The sequence below is a fragment of the Sphaerisporangium viridialbum genome, assembly GCF_049674955.1.
GTDB lineage: Bacteria > Actinomycetota > Actinomycetes > Streptosporangiales > Streptosporangiaceae > Sphaerisporangium > Sphaerisporangium viridialbum.
This window is the reverse complement of record NZ_CP187232.1, coordinates 7,503,736-7,518,832: the sequence shown is the minus strand read 5'-3', so window position 1 is coordinate 7,518,832 and position 15,097 is coordinate 7,503,736. Positions and strand designations below refer to the sequence as shown.

Here is a 15,097-nt window from a genome sequence, read left to right as displayed (position 1 = left end):
CTCACCGGTCCGCTGACGTGTTCGCAGAGGTTCGGGCGGTTCGGAATGGCCAGGGGTTGGGGCGGCAGCGCTGGAGGGATATGGTCTGCTGGGCCATCACCGGGGCTGGTTTGCCGGGAGCGTCGCAGAACTCGTGGCCATGGCCGAGCGCGTGGCCCACCTCGTGGTTGATCACGTACTCCCGGTAGGCGGCCAGGTCGCCGCGGTATCCCGGGACACCCTGCCCCCACCGCTTAGCGTTGATGACCGCCTGCCGGCCGTTCCAGCAGGAAAGCTCCCCGTACGTAGTCATCGGCAGGCAGCGCGCGTTCGTCATCTCGGGGCTGGACAGCGCCACCCGGAACCGCACAGGCCCGTGATCGACCCGCTTGAACCGCATCCGGCCCCCGGATCCCCAGCTACGCGGGTCGTTCAAGGTCCGGTGCACGGCGGCGGCGAATTCTTTCTTGTCGAAAGGAAGACCCTTCTCGACCTCGACCATGTATCGGATGACTTTTCCGTGGCTCTTCTTCGGCGGCTTGGCCACCCCCTGCACCACGGAGTAGCGGCCTTTCGCGGCCTGCGGAACCCGCACTACAGCAGGCTGGCGTCGCTCGCCTGAGAGTTGCTTTTCCGAATCATCGGATTCCGCCGGTGATTTCTTTCTGGGCCCCGGTTCGGGCGTCGGGCGGGAGAGCGCGAGAGCCGGGGAAGTCGCTTCCAGGTGCCCGGCCGGATCCGACGGACCGGACGGGATGCTCTGGGCGGACGACCCCTTCGCACCGTCGAGTACGAGCGTGCCTGCGCCGATCATGACCGCGGCTCCGGCGGCACACGCGAGCAGAAGAGTGGCGGGCTTCTTAGGGCGAGAACCCTGGGGAGTTACGTTGCGGGACATCGACAGCGAAGCCTATTACCGATCACTCATCACCCCGCTACCCGCCCCCGTGCAGGCAGGGGTTTCCCCACGATCCCATCCCCGGCAAGAGGCCGGCCCCCGCGGTCGCGGCGGCCGGGTGGCGAACTTCGCCGATGCCATGGGTGACGCGCCGATCTCCTTCGATAACTAACAGTGATTGATCAATGACCTAGAGTGGCGACGGTTGGAGTGCTTAAAGATCTTCGCCGACTGCCTCTGGCCGGTGTCCAGGCAGTGGCGGGAACGAGGAGGAATCATGCGTAGTGTCGGCACGACCCTGGCCGGCGTGGCGCTGGCGGGAGCCGGCCTGTTCGTCGCGTTCCCCGCGACCACGGCTCAGGCCGCCTCGCCGAAGATCTCACCGGCGGCCACGTGCACGCGAACGACCGACGACGCGAGAGGCGTGATCTGCTTCCTGCGTTACTGCGACGACTACTACTGCTACTACGACTGCTACATCACCGCGGACGCCCGCAAGGCCGGCGCCAAGCCGACCACCACCGTGCGAGTCCCCAAGCCCGCGGGCACCCCCGCCCCGGTGATCAACCGCTGAGCCCCGCCACATCCGGCAGTACGGTCCGCCGGCCTCCGAAGGGGCGGGGTCGCCGCAATGCGCCTCCGCCCCCTCGCACGAGCACCGGAAAGCCCCGCCCGTTGATGCCGGTCGGGTGAACTCATCGGCGCGGTGCCGGCGCGTCATTTCGCGGGGGGCAGGGCTCTGCCTAGTGGGCCGGCTTCGTGGGCGTCGACCAGGTGTTTGGGGGCCGTGAGGCACCAGGCCTCGGTGACCAGCTCCAACAGCTCGTCGGGATCGATCTTCGCGAGGTGGACCACGACCCAGCCGAACCGCCCCGCGGTGAACTGGGGCTCGAACACCTCCGGACGCTCCGTGACCAGCGCGATCTGCTCCTCGATCGTCGCCTTGAGCCCCACGGTCTCGGTCTTCTCCCAGAGGTAGCCGAAGCCCTTGCCGTGCACCTTCAGCGAGACCCAGTCGCCGCCTTCACTCTGCTTCACCTCGGGCAGTTGGCCGAGCATGCCCAGGAACTCATCGACAGTCACACCCATGACCCACATGTATCAAAGCTCACCGACAGTTTCGCCACGCGTCCCCTGGTGAAGGGCTGGTCATCAGCCCTTGCGGGGTTCGCCGCGGTAGGTGCCGAAGGACCACAGGTTGCCCTCCGGGTCGCGGACGGCGAAGTCGCGAGATCCGTAGTCGGTCTCGCGCAGCCCGTAGACCACCTCGGCGCCGGCCTTCGTGGCCCGGGCGAACAGCGCGTCGGGATCGTCGGTGACGACGTACGCGCCGAAGGTGCCAGGGGGCAGGGACCACGGGTTGTCCGCACCGGGCTCACGCACGGAGCCGAGCATGATGCCCCCGCCGAGCGGCCAGTCGAGTTGAGCGTGGTCGACACGCTCGCCGTCGCCGTACGAGACGGTCTCCTCGAAGCCGAAGGCGTCGACGAGGAACGCGATGAGCGAGCGGGCGTCACGGGCGCGCAGTGTCGGCCAGACCTGGGGTCGCGGTGTCTGTGTCATGCCATCGAGTCTGCCGTCGCGACCGACGCAGCGGCTTGGACATTTCGGAACTCCTCGGCCAGCCACCGGGTGGGCGAGCACCCGGCCAGGTCGCGGAAGTCGCGGGCGAGGTGCGCCTGGTCGTAGTAACCGGACTCGGCCGCCAGATCGGCGAGCCCAAGGGCGGAGCCGGCCCGCCTTCGCAGCCTGTGCCGCGTCCTGTCGAACCTGATGACCCGGGCGGCGGCCTTGGGGGTGAGCCCGATCTCGCCGGCGAAGCGCGTGGCGAGGTGGCGGCTGCTCCAGCCGATCTCGCGGGCGAGGTCGGAGATCGGCACCCGGCCACCGCTGGACATCAGCAGCCTCCAGGCCCGCGCTATCTCGTCGGGCACGGCACGTTCGCGACCGGCATGGCGCAGCAGCAGCTCGTCCAGGATCACGAACCGCTCGGGCCAGCCCGACGCGGCGTTCAGGCGCTCGTGCAGCTCATGAGCGGTGCGCCCCAGGACGTCGGCCGCGTCCAGGTCGATGTTCCGCAGCTCGCCGGCGGGCAGGCCGAGCAGCCGCCGGGTGCCGAGAGGGCTCAGCGCGAGCTGCACACCGGCCTGACGGCCCTGGTGGGTGATCAGCGCGGGCGAGGTGTGCAGGCCGCCGACCAGCGTGTCGTACTGCCCTGGCGCCTGCCGCACGTCGGGGTGCGTGGCGACGGTGAGCGGCTCGCCGAGGGTGATGATGACGGTCAGGTACGGCGAGGGGAGCCCTCGATGGCAGCCGGGAGCCCCGTCGTGCTCCCGGTACCCGTGGTAGCGGGCGATCAGCGGGCGCAGCCCGCTGGCGGGCACCCCGAATGCCATCTCCACGACCGACTCCTCCCGCCGCACCCCGGCACACGTCAACCCGGCACCCAGACCATCGTGCCGTCCCCGCCCGCTGACCGCGAGCCCGGCGTACCGGGGCTTCTCGTACTTGACCCGGGGGACGGGGTGCCACTACGGATGGCCTTCATGCATATCGAGAAGAGACTGGACGAGCTGGGCCTCGTACTGCCTGAGCCGACGCGGCTGCCGCCGGGGGCCGAGCTGCCGTTCCCCTGGGTACGGATCCACGGCGACCGGGCGTACGTCTCGGGGCATGGGCCGTTGGCGGCGGACGGCTCGCTGGCCGAGCCACTGGGCAAGGTGGGGGACCGGCTCACCCGCGAGCAGGGTTACCAGGCGGCGCGGCTCACGGGCCTGGCGATCCTCGCGAGCCTGAAGCGCGAGCTCGGCGACCTCGACCGGATCACCGGCTGGCTCAGAGTCTACGGCATGGTCAACACCGCACCCGGGTTCACCGAGACGCCGGGAGTGATCAACGGCTTCTCCGACCTGATCCTCCAGCTCTGGGGCCCTGAGCAGGGAAGGCACGCCCGCTCCGCCGTCGGCCTGGCAGAGCTTCCGTACTCGATCCCCGTCGAGATCGAGGCCGAAGTCGCCATCACCTGAAGACGACCCCGCACAGCGGGCCGTCCTCGGCCGGAGCGGCCGGTCGCCTCGATCTCATACTGGTCGAGGGAATTTGCGGGCCGCCGTATCCAGCCGCGATGCTGAGCACCATGCCCCTCGAACCCCCGCCCCCCGCCGCCCTCACGGTCGATGTCCCTCCATGCAGACGCCCGCTCCCGAACACCCACGATCAGCGCGGGCAGACGGTCGGCAGCCGCGGTCTGGGTGGGAAGGCGGCAGGGAGGGGCGTTCCTGGTGGGCGGGTTGAGGGCGTGTTCCTCTCGCAGCGCGCACACGCCGAAGGGGGCGCCTTCGGGCGAGGGTGATGCCGTCCCTTGACCTCCTGCAGTGGGCGGTGCTGCTGTTCTCGCTGGTGCTCGTAGGGTTCTCCAAGACCGGCGTCTCCGGCACGGGGACGGTGGCGGTCGCCCTGTTCGCGCTCGTGCTCCCGACGAAGAGCTCCACCGGCACTCTCCTGCCGCTGCTGCTCGTCGGCGACGTGGTGGCCGTGGCCTCCTACCGCCGCCACGCGGACTGGCCGAGGCTGCTCAGGCTCTTCCCGTGGGTGGCCGCCGGAGTGGTGGCCGGCGCCGTCGTCGTCCGCTGGGTCGACGACGCGCAGATGAGACGGCTCATCGGGGTGATCCTGCTGGCCATCATCGCCGTTCACTTCTGGAACCGGCGCAGAGGGGCCGAGGCGTCCCTGGCCCACCACCGGGCGGTGGCCGCCTTCGCGGGGGTCTTCTCCGGCTTCGCCACCATGACGGCCAACGCCGCGGGGCCGATCATGGCCCTCTACCTGCTGGCGGCGGGCATGCCGATGCTGGGGTTCCTCGGCACCAGCGCGTGGTTCTTCCTGACGATCAACGCCTTCAAGGTGCCGTTCAGCGTCGGGCTCGGCCTGATCACCCCCGCCTCGCTGGCCTTCGCCGCGGTGACCGCCCCGGCCGTCCTCGCCGGCGCGGCGGCCGGCCGCGCGGTCATCGGCCACATCAACAGGACGTGGTTCGAACGGGTGACGCTGCTCCTCACCTTCGTCGCGGCCGTACGCCTGCTCCTCTGACACCTTCACGGTGCCGGCGGCCCGTTCAGCAGGCCAAGGCACCGGGTCCGCGGCCACTCCTCGCCTCGTGGACCTCGTGCAGGAGCGCCGCCGCCGCCGCGCTCATCGGGTCGCCCGTCACGGTCACCGTCTCCCAGGCCGGTACGGCCCCGGCGAGCTCGACGAAGCGCACCCGGTCGGTCTTCACCGAGAACGACCGCGGCACGAGCGCCACGCCGAGCCCGAAGGTCACCAGGTCGAGCAGCGAGTGCACGTCGGTCACCTCCAGGGAGACGCGTCGTTCGACCCCCTCGGCGGTGAGCACGCCGTCGACCAGGTCTCGGGTGCCCCAGTCCTGAGGGAAGTCCACGAACCGCTCCGTGCGCAGCTCCGCGGGCTCGACCTTCTCCCGCGCGGCGAACGGGTGCTCGGGGGCGCAGGCGAGCACGAGCGGCTCGCCGGCCAGCGACTCGACCAGCACATCGTCCGGACAACGGGCCGGACGGGAGACGAACGCCAGGTCCAGCCGCCCCGCGCGCACCTGCTCGATGAGCTCGCCCGACCCACCTTGGCGCAGGCTGATCTCCAGGCCTGGATGCGCGGCGATGAAGCTCGCGAGCACGGCCGGCAGGTGCACCACGTGCAGGCACTGCAGAGATCCGATGGCCAGGCTGCCGCGCAGCAACCCCTGGACGGCCGCGACGGCGTCCTTGGCCGCGTCGGTGGCCGACAGCGCGCGCCGGGCCTCGACCAGGAGCGCCCGTCCGGCGGGGGTCAGCTCGACCTGCCGGGTGCTGCGCAGGAACAGCGGCGCGCCCAGCTCACGCTCAAGGGACCGGATCGAGGCCGACAGCCCCGACTGGGCGACGCGCAAACGCTTGGCCGCCCGCGTGAAGTGGCACTCCTCCGCGACGGCGATGAAGTATTCGAGTTGCCGGAGTTCCATGATTCATCACCAGGGCTGCTCAATAGAATCAGTATCTGCTGTTGGACAGCTTAATAGCGGGCAGGGAAGACTGGACAGGTACCAAGTCATCTCCGAGGAGGAACTCCCATGCAGACTCGCCGCATCGGCGATGTCCAGGTCAGCGCGATCGGGCTCGGCGGAATGCCGATGTCGATCGAGGGGCGCCCCGACGAGCGGCGTTCGGTAGCGACCATCCACGCCGCGCTGGACGCGGGCGTGACGCTGTTCGACACCGCGGACGCCTACCACCTGCACGCGGACGACGTCGGCCACAACGAGTCCCTGATCGCTGGGGCCGTGGCCGGCTACGGTGGCGACACCTCCGACGTGCTGATCGCGACCAAGGGCGGCCACCTTCGTCCCGGCGACGGCTCGTGGACGTTGAACGGCTCGCCCGACTACCTCAAGCAGGCCTGCGACGCCTCGCTCAAGCGACTCGGCGTCGAGGCGATCGGCCTCTACCAGTTCCACCGCCCAGACCCGAAGGTGCCGTACGCGGAGTCGGTCGGGGCGATCCGCGACCTGCTGGACGCCGGCAAGATCCGCTTCGCAGGCATCTCGAACGCCGACCCCGGCCAGATCCGCGAGGCGAACGAGATCCTCGGCGGGCGGCTGGTGAGCGTGCAGAACGAGTTCTCACCGGCCTTCCGCTCCAGCGAGCCCGAGCTGGAGCTCTGTACTGAGCTGGGCATCACGTTCCTGCCCTGGAGCCCGTTCGGCGGCATCGTCCGCTCGGGCGAGCTGGGCGCGCGCTTCGGCGCCTTCGAGGACGTGGCCAAGGAGCACGGCGTGAGCCCGCACCAGGTCTGCCTGGCCTGGATGCTCGCCAAGTCCCCGGTGCTGATCCCGATCCCCGGCTCCTCCCGCCCGGAGACGATCCGCGACTCGGCCGGCGCCGTGGACCTGAAGCTCTCCCCCGAAGAACTGACCCGCCTCGACGCCGCCTGACGAGGTTCGCTCGCCGGTGCCCGGCCTTGCTCGCCGGGCACCGGCCGACGCGTCAGCTCGTACGTGCCCCCTGGACGACCAAGGCTGAGATCATGCCGGTGGCAGGGGGTTCAGCGCGCCGCTGACGAGCCCCATGGCGACGGACGCCGCCGCCGTCAGGCCGGACCCGTGTACCTCGCGCAGTTCGGCCTCGAAGGCGAAGAGGTTCCTGAACGCTTCGCCGTACCGCCGCTGCCCGTCCAGAGGGAGGCGCGGCACTTGGGCACGCCGTGGATCGAAGCGCGTCAGCCCCGACTGGGTGCCACCCGTCGACATCGACAAGGTCCGCACGAACCCCGCGAGGAAGTACGGATCGATACGGTCCGCATCTGGCCTGAGAAGGGTGAGACGAGGGCCGAGCAGGTAGCCGGCGTCCTCGACCACCTCGGCCGCGATCTCCCGATCGCGCGTCGCGACGACCACGTCACCCGGCTGGATCACGACCCTGTTCTCGGGCCGCGTGCGCGTCACGACAGGTCCTCCCGTGAACAGGTGGCCGGCGTCGAGTACGAGCTCACCCGAGCCGTCGACGTCGTACCTGCCGGACTGGTGGATCGTCAGCGCTCCGGTCCGTTCCAGCTCCGAGAGCGGGACCATCGGCATCTCCCTGGCCTTACCGGGCAGTGCGTCGGGCACCAGCGTCGCGAGTCGTTCGAGGCGGCGCACGAACTGCTCGCGGAAGGACGGATAGTCGCCTCCCGCCTCGTCCGCCACGCCCACGTGCCGCGCCGGGGTCACGTCGATGTCCTCGTCGATCAGGTCGATGATCGGGACTGTGCGGATCTCACCCGGCAGGTCCACCTCGCGGCCGGGATCATCCTGGAAGGCGCGCCACAGCTCGGCGATCGCGTCGAAGCCGGCGGGCTCGGCCTCGGCCATCAGCACGCGCGACGGCGTACGGCTGTCGCCCGCGGGCTTGCGCAGAACCCAGACGTGCACGGGAAGCCCGGTGCCGGACGCCATCTTCGGCGGGAGGCCGATCACGGCCTGGACCACGCCCCGGCGGAGCAGGTTGCTGCGGATCCGGCGGCCGGACCGGCGGTTGGCGGCGACGGCGGGCATCAGCAGGACCGCGACACCGCCGGGGTTCAGGTGGGCCAGCGCGTGCTGGACCCAGGCGAGCTCCGACTCCGACTTGGGCGGAAGGCCGTACTCCCAGCGCGGGTCGCTCGTCAGCTCGTCGTATCCCCAGTTGCGCTCGTTGAACGGCGGATGGCAGAGCACGGCGTCCACGGTCACGCCCGGCCAGGCGTCCTGGCGGAGGGAATCGCCGGTCCGCACTTCGCCCTCGACCCCGTCCAGCGAAAGACGCGTCTGCGACAGCCGGGCGAGAGAGTCGTCGTACTCCTGCCCGTAGACGCGTTCCACTCCGCTCATCGCGGTCAGGAGAATTCCCAACCCGCAGGCGGGGTCCAGAACCGTCTGGACGCCCGGCCCGGCCAGCTTCACCATGAAGTCCGCCACTTCGGCGGGCGTCTCGACCAGCCGGCGGGAGTGGACCTCGGCGTAGCGGTCCAGCAGGAATCGGGTCGCCTCGGCGCTGCCCTGCTCTTCGGCGTACTCCTTGATGAGCTTCCACGCGGGCCGCGGTACCAGCCGGGGCCTGCCCTGACCGCGCAGCAGCTCGGTGGCCTCCGCCACCACCTCGCCGAGCCGGATCTCGTCGGTGGCCGCCCTGATCTGCTGCCAGACCCGCTCCTGCAAGGGCAGCTCCTCGACCTTGCCCTGGCCGAGCAGCCACGCCTCGACGTCCTTGAGGGAGAAGGTGGGGCTGGTCGCCGTCCCGCCGACCGGCTCGGGAAAGTCCTCGTGCCGGCGCCGCCAGTTGCTCACAGCAGCGCGCCCGACCCCCGCCATACGCGCGATATCGGCCGACGTGACGGTCGCCTCGTCTCCGGCCATCGCACACCCCTTGTCTCTTCTCGTATCAACGTCTTGCCATGTCAGGCGGATGCCAACTTATACGAGGAGAGTTACGAGAGTCGATTACGCGCCCAGAACACGTGTATCAGATTCACGCCCTACTAGTCGACCGTGAGCCGCGATCGATCTGGGTGCGTTGCCGGAAGGCCTGAAGAATCGTGCCGGGCGCCATCACCCTCCGTCCTCGTCGTCAACCGGGCCAATGGGTTTGCGCACTCAGCTCTGATCGGACGGGTCGCTGGAGGGGGCGTCGGGGGAGTTTCCGGGCTCGGGGGAGGGGCGGCCGCGCTTTCGGGTTCTGCGGTGCCAGCTCGCGAGGGCTTCCTTGGAGACGCGCTTGCGGTCCATGTACGAGTCGCGGGCGTACCCGCGCAGTTCCCGCGCCTCGGCGGCCAGTTCCTCGCTGTTGGGCGCCCAGGCGAGGCCCTTCTCCAGCTCGTCCCCGGCGGCCTTGAGCACTTCCTCGGCTCCGGCGATGTCGCCCTTGAGCAAGGCCTCGGAGGCCTGGCGTTTGGCGTCCTGCGCCTCCTGGAACAGGCGCTCCGCCCGTACGGTCAGGTCGGGAACACGGCCGGTGGCCTCTTCGCCCGGGACGACGTTGATCGCGACCGGGACGGTGACGGTGTACGTGGTCAGCATCTCCGCTTCCACATACGTGAAGACGAGCTCCGCGATCGTGAGCATGCCGAACTGTGAGATGCCGGGGACGAGCAGCCGCAGGAGGGTCTTGCGGGTCTCTCCCGCGTAGAGATCGCCCAGCTCGGCCATGATCGCGCCGTTCGGCAGCCGACTCGACGGCAGCCCGCCGTACAGCAGGACGGAGGTGACGGGGTGACGAGGGGTGATCGTCAGCGAGGCGGCCTGGGTGACCTTGGCGAGCAGGCCGTCGACCTCGGCGGCGATGAGCTGCCCCGCCGTGTCCGGGTCCTGGGCGTGCAGGGCGCTGCCGGTCCCACCGTCGGCGATGGCGGCCATGAGCTCCTCGTCGTAGTCGAGGCCGTATCCGAGAGTGGTGGTCGCGACGCCCTGGCGATGAGCGGCCATGGCTATCTGGCCCAGCCTCCCCGGGCCGGTGACGCCCACGTTGGCGTGCCCGTCCGAGATCAGCAGGAGGGTCGCGCCGCGGTCGCTCGCCGCCCGATGGGCCTCGTGGATGCCGCGCAGCAGTCCGCTGGACAGGTCGGTGGAATTGCCGGGGCGGATTGCGGCGATCGCGTGCTTGGCGGCGCGCTTGTCGGTCAGCGGCCCGGCGGGCACGTCCACCTGGGCGGTGTCGTCGAAGCTGACCAGGCCGAAGTTGTCGACCGCGTCAAGCCGGTCCACCAGGGCGAGCAGCGCTCTTTGAGCACCTTCGAGGCGGCCTCCGGCCATGGAGCCGCTGCGGTCGAGGACGATCTGAAGGGTGGCGGGCTGCCGGAGCGCGGAAGGCTTCGGTTTGGGGGCGGTGACCTGGACGAGGACGGTGACCTCGTCCTCCTGGTCGAGCGGGACCACGTCGAGGTCCAGGTGTGCGGTGACGTGCATGTCGTACGTCCTTTTCGACGAGTAGGTCATGAGGTCGCGGGGCGCTCGGGAAGGTGTCCTACGGCGGCGACTCCGCGAGCGGGGAACGGCTGGGCCATGGCTGCGGGTGGGGGATCGGCGGCGCGATGGCCGTGCACGGCTACGGCGGCCGGACTACGGCTACGGCTACGGCGGCATGACGGCCGGGCGGAACTTAGGACAGGGCGACGGTGACGCCGCCGGAGAACATGGAGTCGTGCAGCTCGACGGCCTTGAGCGTGAAGCCCTTCGGCACGTCGAAGAGCAGGATGCCTCGCACCGAGTTGCCGGGGTTGATGTTGTTGAGGAAGGCGTTGGAATCCTTCAGCCCGAGGGCGGCGGCTCCGGAGTCGGCGTCGTACTGACGGCCCTTGGAGTCGATGAGCTTCTGTGACGAGTCGCTGAAGAGCTGAGCCTCGTCGCCGATGTTCTTCACGGTGAGGTGGATCAGGACGTACTGGCCCTGTGCCCTCGACACCGTGAATCCCTCGCCGATCTGCGCGAGCCCCTTCTCCACCTTGGTGACCTTGAAGGCGAACTTCCCGTCCTGTACGACGTCACCGAACCCGGCCTGCTTGGGCTTGGCATGCCTTTTCGTGGGCGCGGCGGCGGCAGTGGTGCCGCCATCCGTGTCCTCGGACGAACCGCCGCCACTTCCGCCTCCGCTGAGGAGCGAGCCGAGGAGGATGAGGCCGGCCATCACCGCGGCGCCGATGAGAAAGGCGCGCAGGCAGCCACCGCCCTTCTTCTGCACGATCACGGTCTGCGGGTACGGCTGCGCGTAGCCGTACTGCGGGCCGTTCTGGGGCTGGTTTCCATGCATGACGAAGCTCCTGGCAAAGGGAGAGAGCGATCAGTTGGAGGGATGGGGGACAGGATCCGTCCGCGCGAGACGCTCAAGGACGATGTGACGGACGCCATCCGCGTGATGTCGATCAGTAGTTCGGTGCTGCCGTTCACCGGTCAGGTGGCTTGAGCAGCGAAATCGAGAGAACCACCCCATCGAGCAGGTGACGCGTAGGTCTCCCAACGACAACCAGTAGAACACATGTGAATCGAGTGCACAAGTGACCGCCGCATGCGCTGGAACGGCCCGCATCACGACCGCGTACGGGCCGAGTTGGGCACGATGGCCCAGGCCACCGGTACGGTCGCAAGCCGCCTGCGCGAGAGCGCAGGCCTTTCGCCAGGCGGCCGACGCGAGCCGATCAGGCGTGGAGCGCTTCCAGAACGAAACGACCCACCGCTACCGCTGGAGCCGCTTGAAAGCATTGAAGCCTCATGCGATGGCCGTCCTCATTTCACGACGCCACGCTGACTACCAGCGGAAACTCATACACCATCTCAGTGAACGCAACCGCCCTGGCGCGGTTGCTCCAAGAATTGAGATGGTCAAGCGGCTGCTCGATCAACTTACTCCGTGAAGGCCGAGTGGTCGGGCATCGCGGCCCGTGCCTCCGGGCTGATCTTCGGCGGCGGCAGCGGTGCGATCTCCCGTTGGTGGTAGTCGGTAAGGTTCTCAGCCTGGTCGTAGAGGTGGATGAGCGTGTCCAGGCACGGGCCGATCGCCCGGGGATCGCTCACCCTGCGCGCTCCGGTATGCGCGCCGACCGCGTCGTAGAGCACCTCATAGCAGTGCGAGCGAGAGAAGATCACAAGCTCTGGCATCGTACTGAGCCGCTCCAGGTGGCGTACCGCATCCGAGGGAAGGACTCTGACCCGCTCTCCCGTCGTCACCCGTATCGCCAGTGCGTTGATCTCCCACTGCAGGTAGGGCGTGATCGGGGTCTCGACGATACGTAGCCGGCGGAACTCGGCATGAGTGGCGTACTGTTCCTCCAGCGGCGCGCGCCACTCTTCCAGCAAGGCCATGGAGCGCTCCCAGTCACCGTCCATCATGGCTCGCCAGCTCTCAAGGTCGGGTTCGGAGAACTCCTGCGCTCGTTCGAGCTTCCAGACGGTGTCGTGGGAGGCGGCGTAGACCTTGTCGAACTCCTCCTGGTATTCGGCGACAGGCAGAACCTCTCCCTCGGCCGTCCGAAGGTGGTGGAACGGGTCCAAGACTCCTCCGATTGCTAGCTTCGTGCGGGTTGGTGTCACTTCCGGTGCGTGGTCGCCAGGCGCGCGGGCGTGATGGCGCGCCGGATACGCGGGCCGTGCCGTCGCCACCAGGCTCTCGCCCACAGCGACTGGAAAAAGAGGATCACGATCAGGGTCACTGCCGCGTCGGTGAGGCCGGCGAGGCCGGGCGGATGCGCCAGCGTTCCGAATGCCCGGCTCAGCAAGGTCAGGGTGGCCGGCAGTGTGATGAAGGCTGCGATCGAGACGCACCCGGCCGTCCCCAGCAGGACCAGGGGCGCGTACCAGCGCAGCGCGCGACGTTCCGCCGCGGGCAGAGCGGTGAGAGGGTTCGCCCGCCGACGGCCCGAGACGAGATAGAGCAGGTAAGCGCCAGCGTCGTGGTACATGTTCCGGCAGCCGGTGAGGTCTTGCAGCATGAAGTACAAGTCGGTGCGCATGAACACCAGGAACTGTGTCGCCACCATGGTCAGCGCGGTCAGCATGATGACCGGCAACAAGGGATGCCCGCCCGTGGTGACCATCAGAACGACGCATACCGCGCAGATGGTGCTGTCCACGGCCATGCCGGCCAGATAGACCGTCATCCGGACCCGGCGGCCGGCAAGCCATATGCCCGTGACGTCCGTCTGCGCCGCGAGGAACTGCAGCCGGGTACCCAGACGAATACGCCCCGGAACCCCCGCTGCTCGGGCGGTCGTGAGATGTGCCAGCTCGTGCAGGAGGATGAGGGTCCAGCCCACCGCTATCTGGGTCAGCAGCACAGCCGTGCCGTGGCTGCTCCACAGGAGATCTCGCCAGCCAGGCATGATCGCGGGACGGCGTGCGAGCGTGACCGCGCCGGCCAGAATGACCAACGCTACGGTCACGTGAAGCCATGGGTTGAGAGTCCACCGCACGTGCCTGGCCATGAGGCGCGGCAGTGTGGGGGGAGGTGGCACCGGGGAGCCGGTCGCGCGGCCATCGACGGCGGCGACCAAACCCGAGTCGGTCAGGTCCGCGACGAAGCCCGCGACGTCGAGCCGTGTGCCGATCTCTTCCAGGAGACGGCGCTCTGTCTCCTCGACCGATATGCCCGCCTGAAGCGACTGGATCGCCCGTACTCCCGCGTACGGCACGGCCACGAAGTCGCCGGAATCGATGCGACCGACGATCCACTCGTCCCCGTCGCGGCGAATTCCGACCTCATGTAGCTGTACCAAAGTCATGATGGCGGCGTCCCTCTATGCGTGGGAAGACCGGTAGACGGATGACATCCGCCTACCGGTCGACCATCATCAGTTGGAGTTGCCAGAGCTGTCAGCAGTCGTTTCAATCTTGTCGAGTCGGCGGATGCTAATTGCCACCTTCGCCTCGTGCTCGCTCTCGTTCTCGCCCGGCTGGGTCTCGCTCTCGGCGTGAGACATGCTGCACCTTCCGGTAGGCGTCTTCGGCTCGTCACGGATCTACAGATAATCCAATCGCTTAGAGGTACGGTCAAGAATTGTCGGGTGTCCTTGTCCGGGCGCATACGAGGCAGTCGTCGCGCGAGGGATGGCGAATGTCGATCAGCTGGTCGGGTGCGATCAGATTGATGCCGCGGACGTGTCCCGGAGGGATGGCAGGCACGCCGGTGAGCTGCGTGATAAGCGCATGGGCAACAAGATGCCCGGATATCCCGGCCGATGTCGCGATCACCCCGGGCCCGCCAAGGTCGACAGGAGTACCCGGGCGGCGCCGGGCCTGCTCGCCCGCGCTGATGCATTCGTAACATGGACCGCCCGGCCCGTACACCCCCACCGTCACCAGCGGGCCGCTGTAGCCGCCGCCCGCCCACGGGATGCCCGCCTTCGCGCACACGCGGTTGGCCCAGACGCGCAGGCCATGGCCGCGAGGTTCGTCGGCGCACAGGGCGAGCATGTCGGCCCCGGAGACGAGTTCCGCGAGATCCTCCTGGCTCTCGACTCGTTTACGGTCACTGCTGATCGTCACGTCGGAGTTGATCCCGCGTAGCCGGCGTGCGGCCACGTCCACCTTGGCCTGGCCGATGTCCGCCTCCTCGTACAGGACCTGGCGGCTCAGGTTCGAGAGCTCCACCACGTCAGGGTCCACGCAGTGCAACCGGCCGACGCCTGCGGCGGCGAGTGCCCAGGCCGCATGGCTGCCCGTGCCGCCCAGCCCGAGCACCACCACGCGGGCGTTCCTCAGCTTGAGTTGAGCTTCCCAGCCATGTTCGCGGGGTGTCAGGTCGATCCGCCGGAAGAATGCGTGGTTCCTGCTGTAGCGGTCCACCTCCCGGGGGCTGAGCTCGGGCGGGGGCACCGCTGCGGAGTCTTCGACATAGCCGGAATCGATGAGTTGGGTGACCACGGATTCCGCTTGTCGAACGGACAGTTCGGGGAATGCGCCACCGAGTCGCGACACGATCTCCTGTACCGGCCGGGTCCCATCCATGAGCGAGAGCGCCGTCCAGGCCCACCCGTTCGGATCGTCGACTTCGGCGGCCAGGCCGTAGATCTCTCCGCCGACGCGCACAGTGCCATCGGGATACCGGTGCGGACGATGCTCCGGCTTCACCCGGGGACGACGCACGGACACCACCTCCATCCCAGAAGGATCAGGCTTCGGGCGATCACGTCAAGGGCCTGGCGTGATCGGCCGGGTCGTGCCCACTG

At 68.8% G+C, this 15,097-nt stretch carries 16 protein-coding genes; 4 read left to right on the top strand and 12 right to left on the bottom strand.

Going from position 1 to position 15,097, the window contains the following annotated elements; genetic code table 11:
- Nucleotide 1: 1 nt before the first annotated feature.
- Nucleotides 2-793: a DUF3152 domain-containing protein gene (locus tag ACOZ38_RS33850; protein ID WP_424535125.1), complete on the bottom strand. Its 792-nt coding sequence runs from the start codon at nt 791-793 to the stop codon at nt 2-4.
- Between the two features lie 361 nt (nt 794-1,154).
- Between ACOZ38_RS33850 and ACOZ38_RS33845 the strand changes: the two genes are divergently transcribed.
- Nucleotides 1,155-1,451, top strand: coding sequence for a hypothetical protein (locus tag ACOZ38_RS33845; RefSeq protein ID WP_424535124.1), 297 nt, complete (start codon nt 1,155-1,157; stop codon nt 1,449-1,451).
- Nucleotides 1,452-1,594: 143 nt separating this feature from the next.
- Here the strand turns inward: ACOZ38_RS33845 and ACOZ38_RS33840 are convergent, their stop codons facing one another.
- The 3 genes from ACOZ38_RS33840 to ACOZ38_RS33830 all read right to left on the bottom strand — a co-directional run bounded on the left by ACOZ38_RS33840 (nt 1,595) and on the right by ACOZ38_RS33830 (nt 3,273).
- On the bottom strand, nt 1,595-1,966 hold the full coding sequence (locus ACOZ38_RS33840) for an MmcQ/YjbR family DNA-binding protein (RefSeq protein ID WP_424535123.1): 372 nt from the start codon (nt 1,964-1,966) through the stop codon (nt 1,595-1,597).
- A 63-nt stretch (nt 1,967-2,029) separates the two neighbouring features.
- A complete protein-coding gene (locus tag ACOZ38_RS33835; protein WP_405140015.1) occupies nt 2,030-2,440 on the bottom strand; it encodes a VOC family protein in 411 nt (136 codons plus the stop codon).
- Nucleotides 2,437-3,273 carry a helix-turn-helix domain-containing protein gene (locus tag ACOZ38_RS33830; protein WP_424537132.1) on the bottom strand — a complete coding sequence of 279 codons (837 nt, stop codon included), beginning with the start codon at nt 3,271-3,273 and terminating at the stop codon, nt 2,437-2,439. Before ACOZ38_RS33830 ends, ACOZ38_RS33835 begins: the two co-directional genes overlap by 4 nt.
- A gap of 150 nt (nt 3,274-3,423) precedes the next feature.
- Here ACOZ38_RS33830 and ACOZ38_RS33825 point away from each other — a divergent pair, with 150 nt between their 5' ends.
- Nucleotides 3,424-3,903 carry a RidA family protein gene (locus ACOZ38_RS33825; RefSeq protein ID WP_424535122.1) on the top strand — a complete coding sequence of 160 codons (480 nt, stop codon included), beginning with the start codon at nt 3,424-3,426 and terminating at the stop codon, nt 3,901-3,903.
- Between the two features lie 325 nt (nt 3,904-4,228).
- Nucleotides 4,229-4,966, top strand: coding sequence for a sulfite exporter TauE/SafE family protein (locus ACOZ38_RS33820; RefSeq protein WP_424535121.1), 738 nt, complete (start codon nt 4,229-4,231; stop codon nt 4,964-4,966).
- Between the two features lie 25 nt (nt 4,967-4,991).
- Here the strand turns inward: ACOZ38_RS33820 and ACOZ38_RS33815 are convergent, their stop codons facing one another.
- The gene (locus ACOZ38_RS33815; protein ID WP_424535120.1) at nt 4,992-5,891 is read right to left on the bottom strand and encodes a LysR family transcriptional regulator; all 900 of its coding nucleotides are present in this window, start codon (nt 5,889-5,891) and stop codon (nt 4,992-4,994) included.
- Between the two features lie 108 nt (nt 5,892-5,999).
- Between ACOZ38_RS33815 and ACOZ38_RS33810 the strand changes: the two genes are divergently transcribed.
- Entirely contained in the window at nt 6,000-6,860 is an 861-nt protein-coding gene (locus tag ACOZ38_RS33810) for an aldo/keto reductase (protein ID WP_424535119.1), read from the top strand.
- Nucleotides 6,861-6,950: 90 nt separating this feature from the next.
- Here the strand turns inward: ACOZ38_RS33810 and ACOZ38_RS33805 are convergent, their stop codons facing one another.
- From ACOZ38_RS33805 to ACOZ38_RS33775, 7 genes are all read right to left on the bottom strand, one after another.
- A complete protein-coding gene (locus tag ACOZ38_RS33805) occupies nt 6,951-8,801 on the bottom strand; it encodes an N-6 DNA methylase (RefSeq protein ID WP_424535118.1) in 1,851 nt (616 codons plus the stop codon).
- Between the two features lie 237 nt (nt 8,802-9,038).
- Nucleotides 9,039-10,346: a vWA domain-containing protein gene (locus ACOZ38_RS33800; protein WP_424535117.1), complete on the bottom strand. Its 1,308-nt coding sequence runs from the start codon at nt 10,344-10,346 to the stop codon at nt 9,039-9,041.
- A 193-nt stretch (nt 10,347-10,539) separates the two neighbouring features.
- Nucleotides 10,540-11,187 carry a DUF4352 domain-containing protein gene (locus tag ACOZ38_RS33795; RefSeq protein ID WP_424535116.1) on the bottom strand — a complete coding sequence of 216 codons (648 nt, stop codon included), beginning with the start codon at nt 11,185-11,187 and terminating at the stop codon, nt 10,540-10,542.
- 590 nt (nt 11,188-11,777) lie between these two features.
- The gene (locus tag ACOZ38_RS33790) at nt 11,778-12,425 is read right to left on the bottom strand and encodes a DUF6879 family protein (RefSeq protein WP_424535115.1); all 648 of its coding nucleotides are present in this window, start codon (nt 12,423-12,425) and stop codon (nt 11,778-11,780) included.
- Nucleotides 12,426-12,460: 35 nt separating this feature from the next.
- Entirely contained in the window at nt 12,461-13,567 is a 1,107-nt protein-coding gene (locus tag ACOZ38_RS33785) for a hypothetical protein (protein WP_424535114.1), read from the bottom strand.
- Nucleotides 13,568-13,720: 153 nt separating this feature from the next.
- Nucleotides 13,721-13,849 carry a hypothetical protein gene (locus ACOZ38_RS33780; protein ID WP_424535113.1) on the bottom strand — a complete coding sequence of 43 codons (129 nt, stop codon included), beginning with the start codon at nt 13,847-13,849 and terminating at the stop codon, nt 13,721-13,723.
- Nucleotides 13,850-13,919: 70 nt separating this feature from the next.
- Complete coding sequence (locus ACOZ38_RS33775; protein ID WP_424535112.1) at nt 13,920-15,029, bottom strand: HesA/MoeB/ThiF family protein; 1,110 nt, start codon at nt 15,027-15,029, stop codon at nt 13,920-13,922.
- Nucleotides 15,030-15,097 lie beyond the last annotated feature (68 nt).

Coding starts and splice junctions, on each gene's coding strand:
- ACOZ38_RS33850 (WP_424535125.1), bottom strand. CDS start 793: ATGATCGGCGCAGGCACGCTCGTACTCGACGGTGCGAAGGGGTCGTCC.
- ACOZ38_RS33845 (WP_424535124.1), top strand. CDS start 1,155: ATGCGTAGTGTCGGCACGACCCTGGCCGGCGTGGCGCTGGCGGGAGCC.
- ACOZ38_RS33840 (WP_424535123.1), bottom strand. CDS start 1,966: ATGGGTGTGACTGTCGATGAGTTCCTGGGCATGCTCGGCCAACTGCCC.
- ACOZ38_RS33835 (WP_405140015.1), bottom strand. CDS start 2,440: ATGACACAGACACCGCGACCCCAGGTCTGGCCGACACTGCGCGCCCGT.
- ACOZ38_RS33830 (WP_424537132.1), bottom strand. CDS start 3,273: ATGGCATTCGGGGTGCCCGCCAGCGGGCTGCGCCCGCTGATCGCCCGC.
- ACOZ38_RS33825 (WP_424535122.1), top strand. CDS start 3,424: ATGCATATCGAGAAGAGACTGGACGAGCTGGGCCTCGTACTGCCTGAG.
- ACOZ38_RS33820 (WP_424535121.1), top strand. CDS start 4,229: ATGCCGTCCCTTGACCTCCTGCAGTGGGCGGTGCTGCTGTTCTCGCTG.
- ACOZ38_RS33815 (WP_424535120.1), bottom strand. CDS start 5,891: ATGGAACTCCGGCAACTCGAATACTTCATCGCCGTCGCGGAGGAGTGC.
- ACOZ38_RS33810 (WP_424535119.1), top strand. CDS start 6,000: ATGCAGACTCGCCGCATCGGCGATGTCCAGGTCAGCGCGATCGGGCTC.
- ACOZ38_RS33805 (WP_424535118.1), bottom strand. CDS start 8,801: ATGGCCGGAGACGAGGCGACCGTCACGTCGGCCGATATCGCGCGTATG.
- ACOZ38_RS33800 (WP_424535117.1), bottom strand. CDS start 10,346: ATGCACGTCACCGCACACCTGGACCTCGACGTGGTCCCGCTCGACCAG.
- ACOZ38_RS33795 (WP_424535116.1), bottom strand. CDS start 11,187: ATGCATGGAAACCAGCCCCAGAACGGCCCGCAGTACGGCTACGCGCAG.
- ACOZ38_RS33780 (WP_424535113.1), bottom strand. CDS start 13,849: ATGTCTCACGCCGAGAGCGAGACCCAGCCGGGCGAGAACGAGAGCGAG.
- ACOZ38_RS33775 (WP_424535112.1), bottom strand. CDS start 15,029: ATGGAGGTGGTGTCCGTGCGTCGTCCCCGGGTGAAGCCGGAGCATCGT.